The organism is Streptomyces sp. NPDC051218, assembly GCF_044455475.1.
Lineage (GTDB): Bacteria > Actinomycetota > Actinomycetes > Streptomycetales > Streptomycetaceae > Streptomyces.
Map to the genome: position 1 here is coordinate 59,780 of NZ_JBITEU010000001.1, position 22,727 is coordinate 82,506.

Genomic DNA, 22,727 nt, shown 5'->3' on the forward strand with positions numbered 1-22,727 from the left:
TCGGCGGCTCGCCGAGCCGCCCCGAGGGGTGTGCACGGGGATGGTGAGGCACCCTGGGAAGCCGGGATTCCGGGCCTCCCGCCCGGCCTCCCGCCGCCGCTCCGGTCGATCACCGGCACGGCACAAGCGGAACCGGAGCGAAGGCGCCCCGAATTGAGTCACCGCACGGCCCGGCCCAGTTCACTTTCCGTTCACCAAGGTTGCCTACGTTCCAATTGCCACTGACGTCCAACAGAAGCCTGGGTAAATGGAACACATCACGCTTCTCCTCGGGATCGTGATCGTTACCGCTCTCGTGTTCGACTTCACGAACGGTTTCCACGACACAGCCAACGCGATGGCTACCACCATCTCGACTGGCGCTCTCAAGCCCAAGACGGCGGTGGCCATGTCCGCCGTGCTGAATCTCGTCGGCGCTTTCCTCTCCGTCGAAGTCGCCAAGACGATCTCTGGCGGCATCGTCAACGAGGACGGACTGAAGACAGAGGTGATCTTCGCGGCCCTGGTCGGCGCGATCCTCTGGAATCTGCTGACCTGGCTGGTGGGCCTGCCCTCCAGTTCCTCCCACGCACTCTTCGGTGGCCTCATCGGCGCCGCGGTCATGTCGATGGGCTGGTCGTCGATCAACGGCGGCACCGTCGTCACCAAGATCCTGATCCCGGCCCTGGCCGCGCCTCTCGTGGCGGGTCTCGCCGCGCTGGTGGCCACGCGCCTGACGTACCGGATCGGCCGCAACACCGACACCAAGGCCACGGCCAAGGGTTACCGCGCCGGACAGATCGCCTCCGCGGGCCTCGTCTCGCTGGCCCACGGCACGAACGACGCGCAGAAGACCATGGGCATCATCACGCTCGCCCTGGTCACCGGCGGCGTCCTGAACCCGGGCGCCAACCCCCCGATGTGGGTCATCGTCTCGGCCGGTGTCGCCATCGCGCTCGGCACCTACCTCGGCGGCTGGCGCATCATCCGCACCATGGGCAAGGGCCTCACCGACCTCCAGCCGCAGCAGGGCTTCGCCGCCCAGACCAGCGCCGCGACAGTCATCCTGGCCTCCTCGCACATCGGTTTCTCGCTCTCCACCACGCAGTCCTGCTCCGGCGCCGTCATGGGCGCGGGCCTCGGCCGCAAGGGCGGCGTGGTCCGCTGGTCCACGGCGACCCGCATGTTCGTCGCCTGGGGTCTGACCCTGCCGGCCGCCGGTCTGGTCGGCGCGGGGGCCGAGTTCCTCACCAAGCAGGGCCCTTGGGGCATCGCGGCCACCGCCGCGCTCCTCATCGGCGGCTCCGCCGTCATCTGGGTGCTGTCCCGGCGCAACGCCGTCGACCACACGAACGTCGCCGACGACGAGATCGGCGGCTCCTCCGCCGCCGAGCCCGTGGGCGTCGTGACCAACGCGATGGCCGCCGTCACACCGCCCCCCACCGGGTCGGCCGTGGCCAGCGCGGACATCGACTTCGTCAAGGCCACCATCGCGGCCCCGACCAGCACCGTGGCGGACCCCGCCCGGCCCGCCACGGTGTAAGGAAGAGTCAGCATGGACATCGACTGGGCAGCTCTCGGCTCCGTCTTCGGAGTCAGCCTCGCGGTGACGGTGGCCCTGGTGGGCCTGTTCACCCTCGGCATCGTCGGCCTCTCCAAGCGCGAGGCGGCCACGTCCGGCGCCGCCACCGCGGGAGCCTCCGCGGGTGCGTCCACGGCGGGCGGCACCGCCGCCGCGGCACGCACGGGCGCGTATGTGTGCTTCGCGCTCTGCGCGGCGGCCGTGGCGTACGGGATCTATCTGATCGTCGCCTGACGACCGGGCTTCAAGGTGGGGTGCGGGACGCTTCTGCGTCCCGCACCCCACCTTCGTATGTGGGCCTCCGCACACTCTCCCGTCGCAGGTCAACGGCGAGTTGACGGGCCTTCGCGGGCCGTGGTGGACTGCCGGAGCCAATACGGCAGCAGGAGAGGAAGCCGGTGCGAATCCGGCGCGGTCCCGCCACTGTCATCGAGGAGCTGACTCCTCGGAAGCCAGGAACTCTCGCCGCCGATCACGTCGAACCAGGGCGCGGACACCCTGAGTGAGGACATTCGCCATGCGCGGCCGCCCGTTGCCGGACCAGTTCCCGAGCGTGAGCTCTCCTCTCGGCACGACGACCGGCTGAAGCCATGCGTGCCGATCGCGACTTCGCGTACGGCGCCGCCGCCGGCCTCCTCGGTGATCTGTTCCTCGGCGATCCCCGCCGCGGGCATCCGGTCGCCGCGTTCGGGCGGGCCGCGAGCGCTGTCGAGCGACTGCTCTGGCGTGACCACCGCGGGTGGGGCGCCCTGCACACCGTGGTGTGCGCCGGAGGCGCGACCGGCGCCGCCGTCCTGGCCTCTTCTCTTGTACGTGACGCGCGCGCCGCGTCCGTCGCGCTGACCGCCGCGACCACTTGGGCCGTGGTCGGCGGCACCTCGCTGGGGCGTGAGGCGCGGGCCATCGGCGGGGCGCTCGCCGCCGGGGACATCGAGGTGGCGCGGGAGCGGCTGCCGCATCTGTGCGGCCGCGATCCGCAGGCGCTCGACGCCGACGGCATCGCGCGGGCCGTGGTCGAGTCCGTCGCCGAGAACACGTCCGACGCCGTGGTCGGGGCCTTGGTGTGGGGGGCCCTTGGCGGGGTCCCCGGCCTGGTCGGCTTCCGGGCCGTCAACACGCTCGACGCCATGGTCGGGCACAAGTCCGTGAAGTACCGGCGCTACGGGTGGGCCTCCGCCCGCCTCGACGACGTACTGGGGTGGCCGGGCGCCCGGCTCACCGCGGTGCTCGCGGCTGCCGCCGGGGACGCGCCGCGCGGCGCGGTGCGGGCCTGGCGTGACGATGCCGCCAAGCATCCGAGCCCCAACGCGGGGCCCGTCGAGGCCGCCTTCGCCGGGGCGTTGGGCGTACGGCTCGGGGGGACTCTCTCGTACGCGGGGCGGGTAGAGCACCGGCCTGTCCTGAACGGGGACGGGCGGGGCGTCGAAGTCACCGACATCGAGCGGGCCGTGAAGCTGTCGCGGCGGGTCGGGCTGCTCGCCCTCGGCGTCGCGGCGGCCGTGAGCACGCTACGGAAAGGCAGGGCCTCATGAGTGGTGGGCTGCTCGTCGCAGGAACCACGTCCGACGCGGGCAAGAGCGTCGTCACCGCCGGTATCTGCCGGTGGCTGGCGCGCAAGGGGGTCTCCGTCGCGCCCTTCAAGGCGCAGAACATGTCCCTCAACTCCTTTGTCACGCGCGAAGGCGCCGAGATCGGGCGGGCCCAGGCCATGCAGGCGCAGGCCGCCCGGGTCGAGCCGACCGCGCTGATGAATCCGGTCCTTCTCAAGCCGGGCAGCGACCGCAGCAGCCAGGTCGTCCTGATGGGCAAGCCGGTCGGCGAGATGAGCGCGCGCGGCTACCACGGTGGGCGGCAGGAAGCGTTGTTGTCGACCGTCGTGGGATGCCTCGAGGAACTTCGGGGCAGCTATGACGCCGTGATCTGCGAAGGTGCGGGCAGCCCCGCGGAGATCAATCTGCGGCGTACGGACATCGTGAACATGGGGATCGCGCGGGCCGCCCGCTTCCCCGTGGTCGTGGTGGGAGACATCGACCGCGGGGGCGTCTTCGCCTCCTTCTTCGGGACGACGGCGCTGCTGAGCGCCGAGGACCAGGAGCTGGTCGCCGGGTATCTCGTCAACAAGTTCCGGGGCGATGTCTCGCTGCTCGAACCGGGGCTCGACATGCTTCATGAGCTGACCGGGCGGCGCACGTTCGGTGTGCTGCCGTTCCAGCACGGCCTCGGCATCGACGAGGAGGACGGGCTCCGGGTCTCCCTGCGGGGTGCCGTGCGGGAGTCCGTGGTCGCTCCCCCGGTCGGTGAGGACGTGCTGCGGGTCGCCGTCTGTGCCGTACCGCTGATGTCGAACTTCACGGACGTGGACGCGCTGGCCGCCGAACCCGGCGTCGTCGTGCGGTTCGTGGACCGGGCGGAAGAGCTGGTCGACGCCGATCTCGTGATCGTGCCGGGGACGCGCGGCACGGTCCGTGCCCTGGAGTGGCTGCGCGAGCGCGGCCTCGCCGCCGCCATCGCGCGTCGCGCCGCCGAGGGGCGTCCCGTGCTCGGGATCTGCGGCGGCTTCCAGGTGCTCGGCGAGCACATCGAGGACGACGTCGAGTCGCGGGCGGGAGCCGTGGACGGGCTCGGCCTGCTGCCCGTACGCGTGCGGTTCGCGCGCGAGAAGACCCTCGCCAGACCGGTCGGCGAGGCGCTCGGCGAACCCGTCGAGGGGTACGAGATCCATCACGGCGTCGCTCAAGTCCTGGGCGGCGAGCCGTTCTTGGAAGGGTGCCGTGTCGGCGAGGTGTGGGGCACGCACTGGCACGGCTCCCTGGAGTCGGACGCGTTCCGGCGCCGCTTCCTCACCGAGGTCGCCCACGCCGCCGGGCGCCGCTTCGTGCCCGCGCCCGACACCAGCTTCGGCGCACTGCGCGAGGAGCAGCTCGATCTGCTCGGCGACCTGATCGAAGAACACGCGGACACGGACGCGCTGCTCAGCCTGATCGAGACCGGCGCACCCGCCGGTCTCCCCTTCATCGCACCGGGGGCACCCTCATGACCGTCCTGCTTCTGTCCACCGCCGACACGGATCTCCTTGCCGCCCGTGCCTCCGGCGCCCCCTACCGCATCGGCAACCCCACCCGGGTCGACGCGCAGACCGAGCTGCCCGCGCTGGTCGAGGGCGCGGACATCGCCGTCGTACGCCTGCTCGGCGGCAAGCGGGCGTGGGAGGACGGGCTTGCGGGGCTGAAGGCCGCCGGGATCCCGACGGTGCTGCTAGGCGGCGAGGCCGTGCCGGACGCGGAGTTGATGGCGGAGTCGACCGTGCACGCGGGGTCCGTGGCGGAGGCCCTGCGGTATCTCGTCGAGGGCGGCACGGAGAATCTGCGCGAGCTGGCGCGCTTCCTCAAGGAGGACGTGCTGGCGGCGGGACACGCGCGCTCCGGTGACGCCCACGAGCGGCAGAGCGCCGAGCCGCGGAAGATGCCCGAGTACGGGGTGCACGGTTCGCGCGCGTACGTCAAGGGCCGGCCGTCGGTCGGCGTGCTCTTCTACCGCGCGCACCAGCTCTCCGGGAACACCGGCTTCGTCGACACGCTGTGCGACGCGATCGAGGCGCGGGGCGCCAACGCCCTTCCCGTCTACTGCGGTTCGCTGCGCGGTGCCGACTCAGGACTGTACGAGATCCTCGGGAAGGCGGACGCGCTCGTCGCCACCGTCCTCGCGGCGGGCGGCACGCACGCCTCGGGCGCGAGCGCGGGCGGCGACGAGGAGGCCTGGGACATCGGCGCTCTCGCCGACCTCAACATCCCCGTCCTGCAAGGGCTTTGCCTGACCTCCTCGCGCGCCACGTGGGACGCGTCGGACGCCGCGCTCTCCCCCATGGACGCCGCCATGCAGGTGGCGATCCCCGAGTTCGACGGCCGTGTCATCACCGTCCCGTTCTCCTTCAAGGAGCAGGGCCCCGACGACGTACCGGTGTACGTGGCCGACCCCGAGCGTGCCGCCCGGGTCGCCGGAATCGCCCTGCGTCACGCCCAGTTGAAGCACAAGCCGAACGCCGAGAAGAAGCTCGCCCTCGTCTTCACGGCCTATCCCACCAAGCACTCGCGCGTCGGTAACGCGGTCGGCCTCGACACCCCCGCGTCGGCGGTGCGGGTGCTCGACTCACTGCGGGATGCCGGATACGTCGTCGAGGGCCACCCGGACAACGGCGACGAGCTCATCCACCGGCTCATCAACGCCGGTGGTCACGACGTCGAGTGGCTCACCGAGGAGCAGCTGGCCGCCGCCCCCGCGCGCGTGCCGCTCGCCGACTACCGGGCGTGGTTCGACAAGCTGGACCCCGAGTTGCGCGACGGCATGCTGGAGGCGTGGGGCGAGCCGCCCGGCAATCTGTACGTGGACGGCGACGACATCGTGCTCGCCTCCCTCCAGTTCGGGAACGTCGTCGTGATGATCCAGCCGCCGCGCGGCTTCGGCGAGAACCCCATCGCGATCTACCACGACCCCGACATGCCGCCCTCGCACCACTACATGGCGGCCTACCGCTGGCTGGAGATGTCCTTCGGCGCCGACGCGGTCGTCCACATGGGCAAGCACGGCACGATGGAGTGGCTGCCGGGCAAGGGCCTTGGCCTGAGCGGTGGTTGCGCCCCGGACGCGGTGCTCGGCGAGCTGCCGCTGATCTACCCGTTCATCGTGAACGACCCCGGCGAGGGCACCCAGGCCAAGCGGCGCGGGCACGCCACGGTGGTGGACCATCTGGTGCCGCCGATGGCACGCGCGGACACGTACGGGGACCTGGCCAAGCTGGAACAGCTCCTCGACGAGTACGCGCTGGTCAGCGACCTGGACCCGACGAAGGCCCCCGCCGTCCGCGCGCAGATCTGGACGCTGGTGAAGGCCGCCGAGCTCCACCACGACCTGCACGTCGACGAGCAGCCCGACGACGTCGAGTTCGACGAGTTCGTCATGCACATCGACGGCTATCTCTGCGAGATCAAGGACGTGCAGATCCGCGACGGACTGCACATCCTCGGCGGTGGCCCCGAGGGCGAGGCGCGCGTCAATCTGGTGCTCGCCGTCCTGCGGGCCTCTCAGGTGTGGGGCGGTCAGGCGAACGCCCTGCCCGGTCTGCGGGCCTGCCTCGCCGAGCACTTCGGGCTCAGCGAGAAGGAGCTGCTCGCCGAGCCGGGCGCCGCGGTGAAGGTCGCGGACGGCCTGACGTCGCTGGTCGACGGGCCCGCGCGAAGCGGCGCCGACGCGCTCGACCTCCTGGAGCAGCTGTGCCGCCGGCTCGCCGAGGGCATGGAGGAGCGCGGCTGGGAGCTCTCCGCCGTGCGAGGGCTCGTACGGGATGTCGTAGGCGTCGAACTGCCGCCCGCCGTGGCCGTGTTGGGCTTCGCGTGCGAGGAGGTCGTGCCCCGTCTCGCCAGGACCACGGACGAGATCGGGCACATCCTGCGGGCGCTCGACGGCGGTTACGTCCCCGCCGGGCCTTCCGGGTCGCCCACGCGCGGACTCGTCAACGTGCTGCCGACCGGCCGCAACTTCTACTCCGTCGACCCCAAGGCGATCCCCTCGCGGCTGTCCTGGGAGGTCGGCCAGTCGCTGGCCGACTCGCTCATCGCGCGCTATCTGGCGGACACCGGTGACTATCCGAAGTCGGTCGGCCTGACCGTGTGGGGTACGTCGGCGATGCGCACGCAGGGCGACGACATCGCCGAGATCCTGGCGCTGCTCGGCTGCCGCCCCGTCTGGGACGACGCGTCGCGGCGCGTCACCGGGTTCGAGATCGTGCCGGTGGAGGAGCTCGGACGGCCGCGCATCGATGTGACGGTGCGGATCTCCGGATTCTTCCGTGACGCGTTCCCGCACGTCATCGGCCTGATCGACGACGCGGTGCGGGCCGTGGCCGAGCTGGACGAGGCTCCGGAGTCCAACTACGTACGGGCGCACTCCGACGAGGACACCGCCGAGCACGGCGACCGGCGCCGGGCCACATCCCGGATCTTCGGCTCCAAGCCCGGGGCCTACGGCGCGGGTCTCCTCCCGCTGATCGACGCGCGCAACTGGCGCAGCGACGCCGACCTCGCCGAGGTGTACGCGGTGTGGGGCGGATACGCGTACGGGCGCGGGCTCGACGGAAAGGCCGCGCGCGGGGACATGGAGACCGCGTTCCGGCGGATCAACGTCGCGGCCAAGAACGTGGACACCCGGGAACACGACCTGGTCGACGCCGACGACTACTTCCAGTACCACGGCGGCATGGTCGCCATGGTGCGCCATCTGACGGGCGAGTCCCCCGAGGCGTACGTGGGCGACTCCGCCACCCCCGACCAGGTGAAGACGCGCACGCTCGGCGAGGAGACCCACCGCGTGTTCCGGGCCCGCGTGGTCAACCCCCGCTGGATGGCGGCCATGCGGCGCCACGGCTACAAGGGGGCCTTCGAGATGGCCGCCACCGTGGACTACCTCTTCGGGTACGACGCGACCGCGGGCGTGGTCGACGACTGGATGTACGAGAAGCTCTCCGCCGAGTACGTCTTCGACCCCGAGAACCGGGAGTTCATGCAGAAGTCCAACCCCTGGGCGCTGCGCGGCATTTCGGAGCGGCTGCTCGAAGCGGCGGAGCGTGGCCTTTGGGCCGAGCCCGACGCGCGGACGCTGGAGCGGCTGCGGGCCACCTACCTGGAGCTCGAGGGCGAGCTGGAGGGGGACGGGTGAGGCCCGCCGTTCCCGTCCCCTGCCCTGCCCTGGATCACGCAATGGAGGCCTTGTGACCACCCCCTATCCGTTCACCGCTCTCGTCGGTCAGGACGACCTGAGGCTCGCCCTGCTGCTCAACGCCGTGTCGCCCGCCGTCGGCGGCGTGCTCGTCCGCGGCGAGAAGGGCACCGCCAAGTCCACCGCCGTGCGCGCCCTTTCGGCGCTGCTTCCGCAGGTACCCGTCGTCGCAGGCTGCCGGTTCTCCTGTGACCCGGCCGCTCCCGACCCCGCCTGCCCGGACGGTCCGCACGACGTCGCCGGGGCGTCGGTGCGGGACGCGCGCATGGTCGAGCTGCCCGTCGGCGCCTCCGAGGACCGCCTGGTCGGGGCGCTCGACATCGAGCGGGCGCTCGCTGAGGGCGTCAAGGCCTTCGAGCCGGGACTGCTCGCCGACGCCCATCGCGGCATCCTCTACGTCGACGAAGTGAACCTGCTGCACGACCACTTGGTGGACCTGCTGCTGGACGCCGCCGCCATGGGCGCCTCGTACGTCGAGCGTGAGGGCGTGTCGGTCCGGCATGCGGCGCGGTTCCTGCTCGTGGGCACCATGAACCCCGAAGAGGGCGAACTGCGCCCGCAGTTGCTCGACCGCTTCGGGCTCACCGTCGAGGTCGCCGCGTCGCGCGAGACCGACCAGCGCGTCGAGGTCGTACGGCGGCGGCTCGCGTACGACGACGACGCGGAAGGGTTCGCCGCACGGTGGGCCGACGAGGAGTCCGCGGTGCGGGCCCGGATCGTCGCCGCCCGCGCACTGCTTCCCCAAGTGCGGCTGGGTGACGGTGCGTTGCGGCAGATCGCGGCCACCTGCGCGGCCTTCGAGGTCGACGGGATGCGGGCCGACATCGTGATGGCGCGTACGGCGACGGCGCTCGCCGCGTGGGCGGGGCGCGAGGACGTGCTCGCCGAGGACGTCCGGCAGGCCGCGCTCCTCGCGCTCCCGCACCGGCGTCGGCGCAACCCCTTCGATGCCCCCGGGCTCGACGAGGACAAGCTCGACGACACGCTGGAGCAGGCCTCCGACGGCGACCAGGGCGACGACGACCCGGACCCCGACGGCCCCGACGGCGGTGGCAAGCCCCCGGAGAGCGGGCCCGACACCCCCGACACCCCGGGCTCGCCCGAGTCGCAGGGCGAGGCGGGCCAAGAGGACGAGGCGGGCCAGGAGGACGAGGCGTCGCCCGCGCAGGCTCCGGCCGCCGGTGGCGGTGAGCAGCAGCCCGTGCGGGCCGCGGAGCCGTTCCGCACCAAGATGCTGAGCGTGCCCGGCCTCGGTGAGGGTGCCGCGGGGCGGCGCTCACGGGCGCGGACCGAGCACGGGCGGACCACCGGGGCCCGGCGGCCCCAAGGGGCGCTCACCAAGCTGCACTTGGCGGCCACCGTGCAGGCCGCGGCCCCGCATCAGCGGGCGCGTGGCCGCTCGGGGCGCGGGCTCGTCGTACGGCGTGACGATCTGCGGCAGGCGACGCGGGAGGGGCGTGAGGGCAACCTCGTGCTCTTCGTCGTGGACGCCTCCGGGTCCATGGCGGCGCGGCAGCGGATGAGTGCCGTGAAGGGCGCGGTGCTCTCGCTGCTGCTCGACGCCTATCAGCGGCGGGACAAGGTCGGGCTCGTCACCTTCCGGGGGGCCGATGCCGAGGTGGCGTTGCCGCCCACGTCCTCCGTGGATGCTGCCGCCGCGCGCCTGGAGTCGCTGCCGACGGGCGGGCGTACGCCTGTCGCGGCCGGGCTGCTCAAGGCGCACGAGGTGCTGCGGGTGGAGCGGCTGCGCGATCCGGCGCGGCGTCCGCTGGTGGTGGTCGTGACGGACGGGCGGGCCACGGGTGGCGTGGAGCCGGTGGCCCAGGCGGGGCGCGCGGCGCGGCTCTTCGGGGCCGCGGGGATCGCTTCGGTGGTCGTCGACTGCGAGTCGGGGCCGGTGCGGCTCGGGCTCGCGGGGCAGCTCGCGGGTGAGCTCGGCGGGACGGCCGTGACACTCGACGAACTGCGGGCGGAGTCCATCGCCGGGCTCGTCAAGGACGTACAGGGAACTCGAACGAGGAGCGTGGCCTGATGCCTCAGGGGCAGCCGAGCGTGGTGCCGGACGACGGGCTCACCACGCGTCAGCGGCGCAACCGTCCGCTGGTCGTCGTGCACACGGGGATCGGCAAGGGGAAGTCCACCGCCGCTTTCGGTCTCGCACTGCGGGCCTGGAATCAGGGGTGGCCCATCGGGGTCTTCCAGTTCGTGAAGTCGGCGAAGTGGAAGGTCGGCGAGGAGAACGCCCTGAAGGTGCTCGGGGCATCCGGCGAGGGCGGGTCCGTCGACTGGCACAAGATGGGCGAGGGCTGGTCGTGGATCCAGCGCGCGCCCGCCGACGGCGAGCAGAGCAACGAGGAGAAGGCGCGCGAGGGCTGGGAGCAGGTCAAGCGTGACCTCGCCGCGCAGACGTACCAGCTGTACGTCCTCGACGAGTTCGCCTACCCCATGCACTGGGGATGGATCGACACGAACGAGGTCATCGAGACGCTCCGGGCGCGGCCGGGGAACCAGCATGTGATCATCACCGGTCGCAACGCGCCCGCCGATCTGGTCGAGTTCGCCGATCTCGTCACCGACATGTCCAAGGTCAAGCACCCGATGGACGCCGGGCAGAAGGGCCAGAGGGGCATCGAGTGGTAGCTCGGCTCGTCGTCGCGGCGCCGTCCTCCGGAAGCGGGAAGACGACCGTCGCCACGGGGTTGATGGCCGCGTTCGCCGCGGCCGGCCTCGCCGTGTCCCCGCACAAGGTGGGGCCCGACTACATCGACCCCGGGTATCACGCGCTGGCCACGGGGCGGCCGGGCCGCAACCTGGACGCGTATATGTGCGGGCCGGAGTTGGTCGCGCCCCTGTTCGCCCACGGGGCGCGGGGGTGCGATCTCGCGGTGGTCGAGGGCGTCATGGGCCTGTACGACGGCGCCTCCGGGCAGGGTGAACTCGCTTCCACCGCGCAGGTGTCGAAGCTGCTGCGGGCGCCGGTGGTGCTTGTCGTGGATGCGTCGTCGCAGTCGCGGTCCGTGGCCGCCCTTGTGCATGGGTTCGCCTCGTGGGATCCGGAGGTGCGGATCGGGGGCGTGATCCTGAACAAGGTGGGGTCGGCGCGGCATGAGGCGTTGCTGCGGGAGGCTCTTGATGAGTCCGGGGTGCCTGTGCTGGGGGCGTTGGGGCGTGCGCCGCAGGTCCAGGCTCCCTCACGGCACCTGGGGCTCGTGCCGGTCGCCGAGCGGCGGGCTGAGGCTGTGGCGTCTGTTGCGGCGTTGGCCTCCCAGGTCCGCGAGGGGTGCGACCTGGAGGCCATTCTTGCGCTGGCCCGCAGTGCGCCCGCGTTGGCCGGTGACGCGTGGGATCCGGTTGCTGTCGGTGCCTGCGGCGCTTCTTTCCCCAATCCCGCCCCTTCCCGAAACTGTGGGCTCCGCCCCCAGACCCCCGCTCCTCAAACGCCGGAGGGGCTGGATATACCACCGGGCGGGATGAAGAATCCCGTAGTCGCCGTCGCCGGTGGTGCTGCGTTTTCCTTCTCCTATGCGGAGCATGCCGAGCTGCTTGCCGCCGCCGGGGCCGATGTCGTTACCTTTGATCCGTTGCGCGATGAAGAACTGCCGCTCGGCACCGCCGGGTTGGTCATCGGGGGTGGGTTCCCCGAGGTGTACGCCCCCGAGCTCTCCGCCAACGAGCCGCTTCGGAAAGCCGTTGCCGAGTTGGCGCTCAGCGGGGCGCCCGTCGCCGCCGAGTGTGCCGGACTGCTGTACCTGACCCGGGAGTTGGACGGCAAGCCGATGTGTGGCGTGCTGGACGCGCACGCGCGGATGTCCGAGCGGCTCACGCTCGGCTACCGCGAGGCCGTGGCCGTGTCCGACAGCCCGCTCGCGGAGGTCGGCACCCGGATGCGCGGGCACGAGTTCCACCGCACCGTCGTCGAGCCGGGCGCCGGGGCGGCTCCCGCCTGGGGCCTGCACGCCCCTGAACGGCGCGTCGAAGGCTTCGTACAACAGGGTGTGCACGCGAGTTACCTGCACACGCATTGGGCCGCCGAACCCGGTATCGCCCGTCGGTTCGTAGAGAGGTGCAGAGGATGGGCAACAGCATGAGCAGCAAGCTGGTCGGTGTCGGGGTCGGCCCCGGAGATCCCGAACTCGTCACGGTCAAGGGCGTGAACGCCCTGCGCGCCGCCGCTGTCGTCGTCGTGCCCGTCATGGCGGCGCCGGACGGGACGGACGGCGGGGAGCGCGGCCGGGCCGAGGCGACCGTGCTGCACTACGTCCCCGAGGACAAGGTCGTACGTGTCGTGTTCGCGCTCAACGAGCGCAGTGACCGGCAGCGCCGCGAGGCCGCCTGGGACGCCGCCGGTGAGCGGGTCGCCACGCTGCTTCGCGAGCACGGCTCGGTGGCGTTCGCGACGATCGGCGACCCCAACGTGTACTCGACGTTCACCTACCTCGCGCAGACCATCGCGGAGCTCGTGCCGGGCGTCGAGGTGGAGACCGTGCCCGGCATCACCGCCATGCAGGACCTCGCCGCGCGCAGCGGCGCCGTCCTCACCGAGGGGACCGAGCCGCTGACGCTGGTGCCGGTGACCGCGGGTGCCGCCGTGCTCAAGGATGCGCTCGCCGGGCCCGGCACGGTCGTCGCGTACAAGTTCGGGCGGCTCGCCCACGAGGTGGCCGCCGCGCTGCGCGAGACCGGGCGCACCGAGGACGCCGTGTGGGGTTCCGCGCTCGGACTGCCCGAGGAGTCCATCCAGGGCGCCGCCGGTATCGGCGAGGCCCCGCTGCCCTATCTGTCCACGCTCATCGCTCCCGCGCGGCGCGAGGGCGGCCGGGGCGGGAAACTGTGACCTCCGCGCACGCCTCGGCGCCTGTCGCGGCCTCACTCCGCGATGCCCACCACCAGCCAGATGAACGCCGCTCCCGCCACCGTGCACAGCAGCGTCGAGCGGGCCGGGTGCTCGTGGTGCGCCTCCGGCAGGATCTCCGCGGCGGCCAGGTAGAGCAGCGCTCCCCCGAAGAACCCGAGATACCCGCCGAGCAGTTGCTCCGGAATGGTGAACAGGAGCGTCGACGCGGCGCCCACCACCGGGGCCACCGCGTCCGCGAACAGCATCGCGATGGCCTTGCGCCGGGCGTTCCCGTACAGGCTGGTGAGCGTGTACGTGTTGAAGCCGTCCGCGAAGTCATGGGCGATGACCGCGAGGGCCACCGCCGTTCCCATGCCGCCGCCCACCTGGAAGGCGGCGCCGATCGCGATGCCGTCCATGGCGCTGTGCCCGACCATCGCGCCGGCCGCCGTCAGGCCCACCTGCGGCACCCTGCCCTTGTCGTGCTCGTCCGCCCCGTGCCCGGCGTGCCGGCCCGCGAGGAGATGCTCCACGAGGTGCGCGGCGAGGAAGCCCCCGACGAACAGGAGCAGCGCCGCCGGGACGCCGAAGACCGGGGTGCCCGCGGCCTCCAGCGCCTCCGGCAGCAGGTCGAGTCCGACCACGCCGAGCATCAGACCGCCCGCGAGCCCCAGCACGAGGTGGCGCCGGTCGGTGACCCGCTGGGCCGTCCAGCCGCCCACCAGGGTCATCACAAAGGCGCCGAGCGCCACGAACACCGCCATGCGCCCTTGCTAGCCGATTGACCCCCTGCCCCGCACATCCGGCGCGGGGCGACACCCACTGTTTTTCTGTTTCGTACGAGAGGAACCCACCCATGGCCGACGCCGAAGCCACCACCGGCAAGGTGACCTTTGTCGGGGCAGGGCCCGGCGCCGCCGACCTGCTCACCTTCCGCGCCGCACGCGCGATCGCGGACGCCGATGTCGTCATCTGGGCGGCGAGCCTCGTACAGCCGGAAGTTCTCGAACACGCGCGTGAGGGCGCAGAGATCCTCGACTCGGCGACGATGTCCCTCGAAGAGGTGGTCGCCGTGTACGAGCGGGCCGCCGGCGAGGGCCTGAAGGTCGCCCGGATCCACTCCGGCGATCCCGCCCTGTGGGGCGGCACGCAGGAGCAGGTCGACCGGTGCGCCGACATCGGCGTGGCGACCGAGATCGTGCCCGGCGTCTCGTCGTTCTCGGCGGTCGCGGCGATCGCGCAGCGCGAGCTGACCATCCCCGAGGTCGCGCAGTCCGTGATCCTCACCCGGCTCGGCGGCGGCAAGACGCCGATGCCGCCCGGCGAGGAGGTACGGGAGTTCGCGCGGCACGGCACGACGATGGCGCTGTTCCTCTCGACGGCGCGCAGCGGCCAGCTGGTGCGGGAGCTCCTGGAGGGCGGCTACCCGACGACCACGCCCGTCGTCATCGCGTACCAGGTGACGTGGCCCGAGGAACTCGTCCTGCACTGCACCATCGAGACCCTCGAAGAGACGGTCAAGGAGCACAAGCTCTGGAAGCACACCCTCTTCCTGGTCGGCCCGGCCCTCGCCGCGCACGGCACCCGCTCGCACCTGTACCACCCGGGCCACTTCCACGGCTACCGCAAGGCGGACCCGCAGGCGCGGGCCGCGCTACGGGCCGAGAAGGCCACCTCATGATCACTGTCATCGGTACGGGGACGGGGGCGCCGCTCGACGCCGCGGCCCTGGAAGCGGCGCGCGCCGCGGCGCTCGTGGTGGGGGCCCGGCGCCACATCGACGCCGCCCAGCTGCCGCCGGGGACGGCCCGTGTGGTGATGGGGCCGCTCGCCCCCGCGCTCGACGCCATCGAGGAGCAGCTGGCGAAGGCGGACGGCGGGACGGACAGCGGCGGTGTCGTCGTGCTCGCCTCCGGGGACCCCGGGTTCTTCGGGATCGTGCGGGCGCTCGCGGTGCGGTTCGGGCCGTCCGAGCTCGACGTCCGGCCCGGCGTATCGTCCGTCGCCACCGCCTTCGCGCGGGTCGGGCTCCCGTGGGACGACGCGGTGGTGGTGAGCGCGCACGGCCGGGAGCTGCGCACCGCCGTGAACACCTGCCGCACGCACCCCAAGGTGGCCGTCCTGACCGGCCCCGGCAGCGGCCCAGCCGAACTCGGCGCCGAGCTGATGCGCCGCACCGACACCCGTACCCTCGTCGTCGCCTCCGCCCTGGGCGACCCGGAGCACGAGCGCGTCGAGCGGGTCACCCCGGCCGAGGCGGCGAGCCGCGACTGGGGCGCCGCGGTGAGCGTCGTCCTCTGCCTGGACGAGGACCGGGCCCTGACGCCCGTGCGCACCATCGCCGGGCCACGCCCCTCCCCCGACCGATGGGCCCTGGACGAGGACGAGTTCACCCACCGCGACTCCATGATCACCAAGTTCGAGGTGCGCGCCCTTGCCCTGGCCCGGCTCGGGCCGCGCATCGGCGACCTCGTGTGGGACATCGGCGCGGGGTCGGGGTCGGTCGCCGTGGAGTGCGCACGGTTCGGCGCGGCCGTCGTCGCCGTGGAGAAGACCGCCGACGGCGTCGAGCGCGTGCGGGCCAACGCCGCCGCGCACGGTGTCGACGTACGCGCCGTGCACGGGGCCGCGCCCACCGTCCTGTCCGATCTCTCGGACCCGGACGCCGTGTTCATCGGGGGCGGCGGCCGAGAGCTGCCCGCCATAGTGAGCGCCTGCGCGCGGCGTGCGCGGCGGACCGTCGTGGTCGCCATGGCGGCGATCGACCGGGTGCCCGCGGTGCGGGCCGCGCTCAGCGACGCCGGGTACGACTGCGACGGCGTCCTGCTGCAGTCGTCGCGGCTCGCGCCGCTGCCCGGTGAGGTCTCGCGGCTCGCGGCGGCCAATCCGGTCTTCCTGGTGTGGGGCACCCGCCCCACATTGGTGGGGGGCACCCGCCCCTCATCTTCCTTGCCTGAAGGAGTAGTTGAGTGATCGGCCTGATCTCCGCCACGGCGGCGGGCGGCGCGGCACGCGACCGCGTCGCCGCGGCGTGGCCCTCGCGGACGCGGGTGTACGAGGGTCCCGTGCGGGAGGCCCTGGAGCGGGCCTTCGCGGAGTGCGAGCAGGTGGTGTGCTTCCTGGCCACCGGCGCGGTGGTGCGCCTCGCCGCGCCGCTCCTGCGGGGCAAGGACGTCGACCCCGGGGTCGTGTGCGTCGACGAGGCCGGGCGGTTCGCGGTCGCCCTCCTCGGCGGGCACGAGGGGGGCGCCAACGCCCTGGCCCAGGAGCTGGGGGACCTCCTGGCGGCCACGCCCGTCGTGACGACGGCGACCGACTCCGTGGACGTGCCGGGGCTCGACACGCTCGGCCTTCCGGTGGAGGGAGATGTCGCCGGGGTCACCCGCGCGATCCTGGACGGCGAACCGGTCGCCCTGCACGCCGAGTTGGCGTACCCGCTGCCCGCACTGCCGCCCAACGTGACGCCTGGCCACGGGCGGCCGGCGGTCCGGGTGACGGACCGGCTGCTCGAACTCGGCCCGGGTGAGGTCGTGTTGCGGCCCGGTTCGCTCACCGTGGGTGTGGGTGCGAGCAAGGGGGCGCCCACCGAGGAAGTCCTCGGGCTCATCCAGGACACCCTCCGGGACGCGGGGCTCTCCCCTGCATCCGTCGCCGCGCTCGCGACTGTCGACGCGAAGGCCGACGAGCCCGGCATCGTCGAGGCGGCGGCGCGGCTCGGGGTGCCGGTCGTGACGTACGCGGCCGACGAACTGGCCGCTGTCGACGTCCCGAACCCCTCCGACGCGCCGCTCGCCGCTGTCGGTACGCCCTCGGTGGCGGAGGCCGCCGCACTGCGCGCCGGCGGTGAACTCCTCGTACCGAAACGGAAATCGGCGCCCGATGGCCGTGCGCCCATGGCGACCTGCGCGGTCGTGCGCCGCGCGCCCCGTGGGCGACTGGCCGTGGTCGGGCTCGGCCCCGGCGCGCGTGATCTGCTGACGCCGCGCGCCCGCGACGAGCTGCGCAGGGCAGCGGTCCTGGTCGGCCTCGACCAGTACGTCGACCAGATCCGTGACCTGCTCAGGCCCGGTACGAAGCTCATCGAGTCGGGTCTGGGCGCCGAGGAGGAGCGGGCCCGTACGGCGGTCGCCGAGGCCCAGAAGGGCCAGGCGGTCGCGCTGATCGGGTCCGGCGACGCGGGCGTGTACGCGATGGCGTCGCCCGCGCTCGCGGAGGCGAGCGACGACATCGACGTCATCGGCGTGCCCGGCGTGACGGCCGCGCTCGCCGCGGCGGCGATCCTCGGCGCGCCGCTCGGCCACGACCACGTGTCCATCAGCCTGTCCGACCTGCACACACCGTGGGAGGTCATCGAGCGCCGGGTGCGCGCGGCGGCCGAGGCGGACATCATCGTCACCTTCTACAACCCGCGCAGCCGGGGCCGCGACTGGCAGCTTCCGAAGGCCCTGTCGATCCTCGCCGAGCACCGGGAACCCACGACCCCGGTGGGTGTCGTGCGCAACGCCTCTCGCCCGGACGAGTCGGCGCGCCTGAGCACGATCGGCGAACTCGACCCGGCGGTCGTCGACATGATGACGGTGGTGACCGTCGGCAACACCGCGACCCGCGAGATCGCGGGCCGCATGGTGACCCCGCGCGGCTACCGCTGGCAGCACGCCGACGCGTCGGAGGTGGCCAAGTGACCCGTGTCGTGCACCCCATCGAGCAGGAGTCGTTCCGACGGCTGCGGGCCCGCCTCGACACCTCGCACTTCGCGCCGCTGACCCGCGCGGTCGTGGAGCGCGTCATCCACTCCGCCGCCGACCTGGAGTACGCGACGGACCTCGTCACCGACGAGGACGCCCTGGTGGCCGCCCACGCCGCGCTGCACGCGGGCGCGCCCGTCGTCGCCGACGTGGAGATGGTCGCCGCGGGCATCACCAAGCGCGAGACGGTCTGCCGCCTCAAGGACGCCAAGTCCCATGCGGGGTTGACGCGTTCGGCCCACGCGATACGTCTCGCTTACGAGCAGGTGGGCCCCGGCGCGCTCTGGGTGATCGGCTGCGCGCCGACCGCCCTGGAGGAATTGCTCGTCCTGGACGCCGCGCCCGCCCTGGTGATCGGCCTGCCGGTCGGTTTCGTGGGGGCGGCGGAGTCCAAGGCGGCCCTGCGCGAGAGCGGGCTTCCCGCCGTCAGCAACGTGTCGGAGAAGGGCGGCTCGGCGGTGGCGGCGGCGGCGCTCAACGCGCTCCTGTACCACCCCGCTCCGGGCCTGCCGCCGCACCGTACGAACGAAACAACCGAAGCAATCAAGGAGTCCCAGTGACCACCCCGCCCGCACTGCTCATCGCCGGACACGGCACCCGTGACGACGCCGGGGCGGCCGCCTTCCGTGACTTCGTGCAGGAGCTCGCCCGGCGCAACCCCGAACTCCCGGTCGCCGGCGGCTTCATCGAGCTTTCGCCGCCGCCGCTGGGTGACGCGGTCACCGATCTCGTGGACCGGGGCGTCAAACGTTTCGCGGCGGTGCCGCTGATGCTGGTGTCGGCCGGGCACGCCAAGGGGGACATTCCCGCGGCGCTCACCCGCGAGAAGGAGCGCCACCCCGGCATCTCGTACACCTACGGCCGCCCGCTCGGCCCGCACCCCTCGCTCCTGAAGGTCCTCGACCGCCGCCTGGACGAGGCGCTCGGCGGCTCGGCCCGCACGCCCGACGACCGCGCGGACGTCACGGTGCTGCTCGTGGGCCGCGGTTCGACCGACCCGGACGCCAACGCCGAGGTGCACAAGGCGGCGCGGCTGCTGTGGGAGGGGCGCGGTTACGCGGGCGTGGAAACGGCGTTCGTGTCGCTGGCGGCGCCGGACGTGCCCTCCGGTCTCGACCGCTGCGTACGCCTGGGCGCCAAGCGGATCGTGGTCCTGCCCTACTTCCTGTTCACCGGCATCCTGCCGGACCGGGTCCGCCAGCAGACGGACGGCTGGGCGGCGGCGCACCCCGGCACCGAGGTCCTCTCGGCGAACGTGATCGGCCCCGAGGAGGAGCTGCTCGACCTCGTCATGGAGCGCTACCGGGAGGCGGTCAAGGGTGATCTGCGGATGAACTGCGACTCCTGCGTCTACCGCATCGCGCTGCCCGGCTTCGAGGACAAGGTGGGGCTTCCGCAGCAGCCGCACTTCCACCCGGACGACGACGGGGACCACGGGCACGGGCACGGCCACGGTCATGGGCACGGCCACCACCACGGTTCGCATGCGCACTCGCACTGAGGCCGCTGGGACTTGGGATGCGTACGACGGTGACCCGGATCTGCGGCATCACGGTGATGCCGAGGTCCGGGGCGCCGGCGGCCTCACCGACCTCGCGGTCAACGTCCGCGCGGACACCCCGCCCGCCTGGCTGAAGCGGCACATCGCCGCATCACTGGACGGCCTCGCCGCCTATCCGGACGGCAGTGCGGCGCGGGCCGCGGTGGCGGAGCGGCACGGCGTGACGCCGGACCGGGTGCTGCTCACGTCGGGCGCGGCGGAGGCGTTCGTGCTGATCGCGCGCGCCCTGAAGGCGCGTCAGCCGGTGGTGGTGCACCCGCAGTTCACCGAGCCGGAGGCGGCTCTGCGGGATGCGGGGCATGTGGTGGGGCGGGTGCTGCTGCGGGAGGAGGACGGTTTCCGTCTCGCGGGGGTGGAGGTCCCCGAGGAGGCCGACCTGGTGGTGATCGGCAACCCCACGAACCCGACGTCGGTGCTCCACCCTGCTTCGTCGATCACCGAACTGGCGCGCCCTGGGCGGGTGTTGGTGGTGGACGAGGCGTTCATGGACGCGGTGCCGGGGGAACGGGAGGCGCTGGCGGGCCGCACGGACGTGCCCGGCCTGGTCGTCCTGCGAAGCCTCACCAAGACGTGGGGCCTGGCGGGGCTGAGGATCGGTTACGTCCTCGCCGATCCGGGGACGATCGCCCGCTTGTCGCGGGCGCAACCTCTGTGGCCGGTTTCCTCACCTGCCCTCGCGGCGGCGGAGGCGTGTGTAGGGCCGACGGCCTTGGCCGAGGCGTCGGCGGCGGCGGTACGGGTGGCTGATGACCGGGCCTATCTCCTGCGCGGCCTGCGGGAGTTCGCCCCCTTCGGGTTGCGGGCCGTCGAGCCGGCGGAGGGCCCTTTCATCCTGCTCAGGGCCCCCGGCGCCATGGCCCTCCGGGAGCGGCTGCGGGAGCGGGGGTTTGCTTTGCGGCGGGGGGATACGTTTCCGGGGTTGGGGGTGGAGTGGTTGCGGGTCGCTGTCCGGGACCGGGGGACCACCGATCGATTGGTGGGGGCGGTGCGGGAGGTAATTGGGGGGTGATTCCCCGACCCCGCCCCTTCCCGAAAACCGGCTGCGCCGGGGCGTCCTCAAACGCCGGACGGCTGACAGATACAGCCCGGCCGGCGTTTGAGGCCATCTTTTCGGGGGTCCAGGGCCCCCTCAGCCCCTACGCCCCCGGCGAGTCATCGCCACCGCCGCCCCACCCCCGGCGAGCAGCAAAGCCCCACCCCCCACCAGATACGGAGTGGCCGAGTTCCCCCCGGTCTCGGCGAGGTTCGCCTCGGCGGGCCTGGCCGGCTTCGCCGCCACCGGCTTCTCCTCCGCACCCCCCTGCGGCTCCACCGGCGGAGCCGAAGGCTCGGGCTTCGCGGCCGCCGCAGGCGCCTCGCACGACGCACCCGCAAGCGTCACCGTCCCCTCCACCTCCGCGACATTCAGCTTCAGCGGGTTCACTGACACCTTCAGCTCAAGCGCCGACGCCGCCGCCGTACGCGACGTCGTATGCGTCCTCGACAGGTCGAGCCGCACCTCACCGACCCCCGGCACCGCCACCTGAGTCGTACCACCCGCCGACAGCGTGACCTTCTTGCCCAGCACGGTGACGCCGCCCAGCAGATTCGCCTCGGCGACGGGCCGCTTGCCCGCGGCGCAGACCGCCTTGGACGTGACCTGCTCGACCTCGATCAGGGACAGCAGCGGCAGGCCCGGCACATGCACCTTGGCCCGCGCGATGTTGCTGTACCCCTCCGCCTTGCCCTCCTCGACGGTCGCCTTCGCCGTGGCGACGTCCGCCCGCAGCACGCTGAACGGCTGCCCGCCGTTGACCCCGTTCAACTCGGCGGTGAGCGCGGTCTTCCCGGCACTGGCCGGCGCCTGGACCTCGTTGAGCGAGACCTTGAGCGGGACGTTCAGGGTCTTGTTGAGCAGGGACACATCGAGCCCGGTACGCAGCACGACGGCGCTCGCGCGGCCTTTGTCGCCGCCCGTCGCCGACGCGGTTCCCGCGGTGGCGAGCGCCGCGGGGCCCGCGACGAGAACCGTGGCGGTGGCGATCACGCCGAGACGGCGTGCGGGCAGGCGGAAGGCATTGCTGTTCAAGGTGGTGGAACCCCCACAAGAGTTACGGAGCCGCCGGCAGCGTCGCACTTCGCTGGATGGGGACATCGCATGAGCACGACACCGGCAACATCGACAGGGGGAATCTTTACGCACTGAGAGTGAATAGCCAGCGACGAAGCGTGAGTTCACTCCAAAGGGAGGTTTCCGCCCCTACTTTCGAATCCCCCGGCACGGACGTTCCCCCCAGCCACCCGAGCAACTCCCTGTCTCGAACACGCCGGTTGACGCCGACGCCATGGCCGAATGATGCCCAACGAACCAAGACCGGTGCGCGTAACGCTCCGTCAATATGGTGCACATGAGCCACGTGAGTCACATGAGTCAGACGCAGCGCACGAGCGACGAGGAATGGGCCACGCAGGACACGTACGGGGTGCGGTTCGAGTGGGGGCCCGAGGGGGCCCGGCGGCTCACGGCGGGTGGCGACGTGGCGTGCCTGGTCGTCGTCGATGTGCTGTCGTTCACGACAGCGGTGTCGGTCGCCATGGACGCGGGGACGACGGTGTTCCCCTACGCGTGGCGGGACGAGAGTGCCGTCGCGTTCGCCGCCGAGCGGGGCGCCGAACTGGCGGTGGGGCGGCGCGCGATGAGCCCCACGTCACCGTGGTCCCTCTCCCCCGCCGCACTGCGCCGGGCACCCTTCACGCCCCGGCTCGTGCTGCCCTCGCCCAATGGTTCGGCGATCGCCGCGGCGGCGGGTGCGTCCGGCGCGGTCGTCGTCGCCGGGTGCCTCAGGAACGCGGCGGCGGTGGGGAGTTGGCTCGCCGAGCAGGGTTACGGCACGCCTGACCGGCCGGTGGCCGTGATCGCCGCGGGCGAGCGCTGGGCCGACGGGAGCCTGCGGCCCGCCCTGGAGGATCTGCTGGGGGCGGGGGCGATCGTCTCCGCGATCCGCGGGGCGAAGCTCTCGCCGGAGGCCTCGGTGGCGGCCGCCGCGTACACGTCGTGCCCGGACGTCGCCTCGGCTGTCGCCGACTGCGCGTCGGGGCGGGAGCTGCGGGCTTACGGCTTCGCGGAGGATGTGTCGGTGGCGGTGGAGCTGGAGGCTTCGGAGGGGGTGCCGGTGCTGGTGGATGGGGCCTTCTTCTCCCCCACCGCGCCCCTTCCCGAAACTGGGGCTCCGCCCCGGACAACCTCGGCGAAGCCGGAATGATCGGGTAGGGGCGGGG

Annotated in this window: 18 protein-coding genes and 1 riboswitch; of the genes, 16 read left to right on the top strand and 2 right to left on the bottom strand. The window is 72.6% G+C overall.

Annotation, left to right across the window (positions count from 1 at the left end):
* Nucleotides 1-247 precede the first annotated feature (247 nt).
* From ACIBCK_RS00320 to cobI, 9 genes are all read left to right on the top strand, one after another.
* The gene (locus ACIBCK_RS00320) at nucleotides 248-1,522 is read left to right on the top strand and encodes an anion permease (protein WP_399385870.1); all 1,275 of its coding nucleotides are present in this window, start codon (nucleotides 248-250) and stop codon (nucleotides 1,520-1,522) included.
* 12 nt (nucleotides 1,523-1,534) lie between these two features.
* A complete protein-coding gene (locus tag ACIBCK_RS00325; protein ID WP_399385871.1) occupies nucleotides 1,535-1,795 on the top strand; it encodes a hypothetical protein in 261 nt (86 codons plus the stop codon).
* 106 nt (nucleotides 1,796-1,901) lie between these two features.
* A riboswitch (cobalamin riboswitch) is annotated at nucleotides 1,902-2,044 on the top strand.
* Between the two features lie 107 nt (nucleotides 2,045-2,151).
* Entirely contained in the window at nucleotides 2,152-3,093 is a 942-nt protein-coding gene (locus ACIBCK_RS00330) for a cobalamin biosynthesis protein (RefSeq protein WP_399385872.1), read from the top strand.
* Nucleotides 3,090-4,598 carry a cobyric acid synthase gene (locus tag ACIBCK_RS00335; RefSeq protein WP_399385873.1) on the top strand — a complete coding sequence of 503 codons (1,509 nt, stop codon included), beginning with the start codon at nucleotides 3,090-3,092 and terminating at the stop codon, nucleotides 4,596-4,598. The genes ACIBCK_RS00330 and ACIBCK_RS00335 overlap by 4 nt, the downstream gene beginning before the upstream one ends.
* Nucleotides 4,595-8,269, top strand: a complete 3,675-nt coding sequence (gene cobN, locus ACIBCK_RS00340) for a cobaltochelatase subunit CobN (RefSeq protein ID WP_399385874.1) — start codon at nucleotides 4,595-4,597, stop codon at nucleotides 8,267-8,269. Before ACIBCK_RS00335 ends, cobN begins: the two co-directional genes overlap by 4 nt.
* 52 nt (nucleotides 8,270-8,321) lie before the next feature.
* Entirely contained in the window at nucleotides 8,322-10,361 is a 2,040-nt protein-coding gene (locus tag ACIBCK_RS00345; protein ID WP_399385875.1) for a putative cobaltochelatase, read from the top strand.
* The gene (gene cobO, locus ACIBCK_RS00350) at nucleotides 10,361-10,969 is read left to right on the top strand and encodes a cob(I)yrinic acid a,c-diamide adenosyltransferase (RefSeq protein ID WP_399385876.1); all 609 of its coding nucleotides are present in this window, start codon (nucleotides 10,361-10,363) and stop codon (nucleotides 10,967-10,969) included. The genes ACIBCK_RS00345 and cobO overlap by 1 nt, the downstream gene beginning before the upstream one ends.
* Entirely contained in the window at nucleotides 10,963-12,417 is a 1,455-nt protein-coding gene (locus tag ACIBCK_RS00355) for a cobyrinate a,c-diamide synthase (protein WP_399385877.1), read from the top strand. The genes cobO and ACIBCK_RS00355 overlap by 7 nt, the downstream gene beginning before the upstream one ends.
* Nucleotides 12,414-13,163, top strand: coding sequence for a precorrin-2 C(20)-methyltransferase (gene cobI, locus ACIBCK_RS00360; protein WP_399385878.1), 750 nt, complete (start codon nucleotides 12,414-12,416; stop codon nucleotides 13,161-13,163). The genes ACIBCK_RS00355 and cobI overlap by 4 nt, the downstream gene beginning before the upstream one ends.
* Nucleotides 13,164-13,195: 32 nt before the next feature.
* Here the strand turns inward: cobI and ACIBCK_RS00365 are convergent, their stop codons facing one another.
* Entirely contained in the window at nucleotides 13,196-13,927 is a 732-nt protein-coding gene (locus ACIBCK_RS00365; protein ID WP_399385879.1) for a ZIP family metal transporter, read from the bottom strand.
* A gap of 92 nt (nucleotides 13,928-14,019) precedes the next feature.
* On the opposite strand from ACIBCK_RS00365, the gene cobM reads away from it, so the two are divergent.
* The 6 genes from cobM to cobC are packed head-to-tail and all read left to right on the top strand — an operon-like array spanning nucleotide 14,020 to nucleotide 20,478.
* Nucleotides 14,020-14,844, top strand: a complete 825-nt coding sequence (cobM, locus tag ACIBCK_RS00370) for a precorrin-4 C(11)-methyltransferase (RefSeq protein WP_399385880.1) — start codon at nucleotides 14,020-14,022, stop codon at nucleotides 14,842-14,844.
* A complete protein-coding gene (cbiE, locus tag ACIBCK_RS00375; protein ID WP_399385881.1) occupies nucleotides 14,841-16,136 on the top strand; it encodes a precorrin-6y C5,15-methyltransferase (decarboxylating) subunit CbiE in 1,296 nt (431 codons plus the stop codon). The genes cobM and cbiE overlap by 4 nt, the downstream gene beginning before the upstream one ends.
* Nucleotides 16,133-17,845: a precorrin-3B C(17)-methyltransferase gene (cobJ, locus tag ACIBCK_RS00380; protein WP_399385882.1), complete on the top strand. Its 1,713-nt coding sequence runs from the start codon at nucleotides 16,133-16,135 to the stop codon at nucleotides 17,843-17,845. The genes cbiE and cobJ overlap by 4 nt, the downstream gene beginning before the upstream one ends.
* On the top strand, nucleotides 17,842-18,468 hold the full coding sequence (locus tag ACIBCK_RS00385; RefSeq protein ID WP_399385883.1) for a precorrin-8X methylmutase: 627 nt from the start codon (nucleotides 17,842-17,844) through the stop codon (nucleotides 18,466-18,468). Before cobJ ends, ACIBCK_RS00385 begins: the two co-directional genes overlap by 4 nt.
* Nucleotides 18,465-19,409, top strand: coding sequence for a sirohydrochlorin chelatase (locus tag ACIBCK_RS00390; RefSeq protein WP_399385884.1), 945 nt, complete (start codon nucleotides 18,465-18,467; stop codon nucleotides 19,407-19,409). Before ACIBCK_RS00385 ends, ACIBCK_RS00390 begins: the two co-directional genes overlap by 4 nt.
* Nucleotides 19,393-20,478: an Rv2231c family pyridoxal phosphate-dependent protein CobC gene (gene cobC, locus ACIBCK_RS00395; protein WP_399385885.1), complete on the top strand. Its 1,086-nt coding sequence runs from the start codon at nucleotides 19,393-19,395 to the stop codon at nucleotides 20,476-20,478. Before ACIBCK_RS00390 ends, cobC begins: the two co-directional genes overlap by 17 nt.
* 120 nt (nucleotides 20,479-20,598) lie before the next feature.
* Here cobC and ACIBCK_RS00400 read toward each other — a convergent pair whose 3' ends face one another.
* Nucleotides 20,599-21,537 (bottom strand): SCO1860 family LAETG-anchored protein, encoded by a 939-nt coding sequence (locus tag ACIBCK_RS00400; protein ID WP_399385886.1) that lies wholly within the window; start codon nucleotides 21,535-21,537, stop codon nucleotides 20,599-20,601.
* A 337-nt stretch (nucleotides 21,538-21,874) separates the two neighbouring features.
* On the opposite strand from ACIBCK_RS00400, the gene ACIBCK_RS00405 reads away from it, so the two are divergent.
* Nucleotides 21,875-22,711 (top strand): 2-phosphosulfolactate phosphatase, encoded by an 837-nt coding sequence (locus ACIBCK_RS00405; RefSeq protein ID WP_399385887.1) that lies wholly within the window; start codon nucleotides 21,875-21,877, stop codon nucleotides 22,709-22,711.
* Nucleotides 22,712-22,727: the final 16 nt, after the last annotated feature.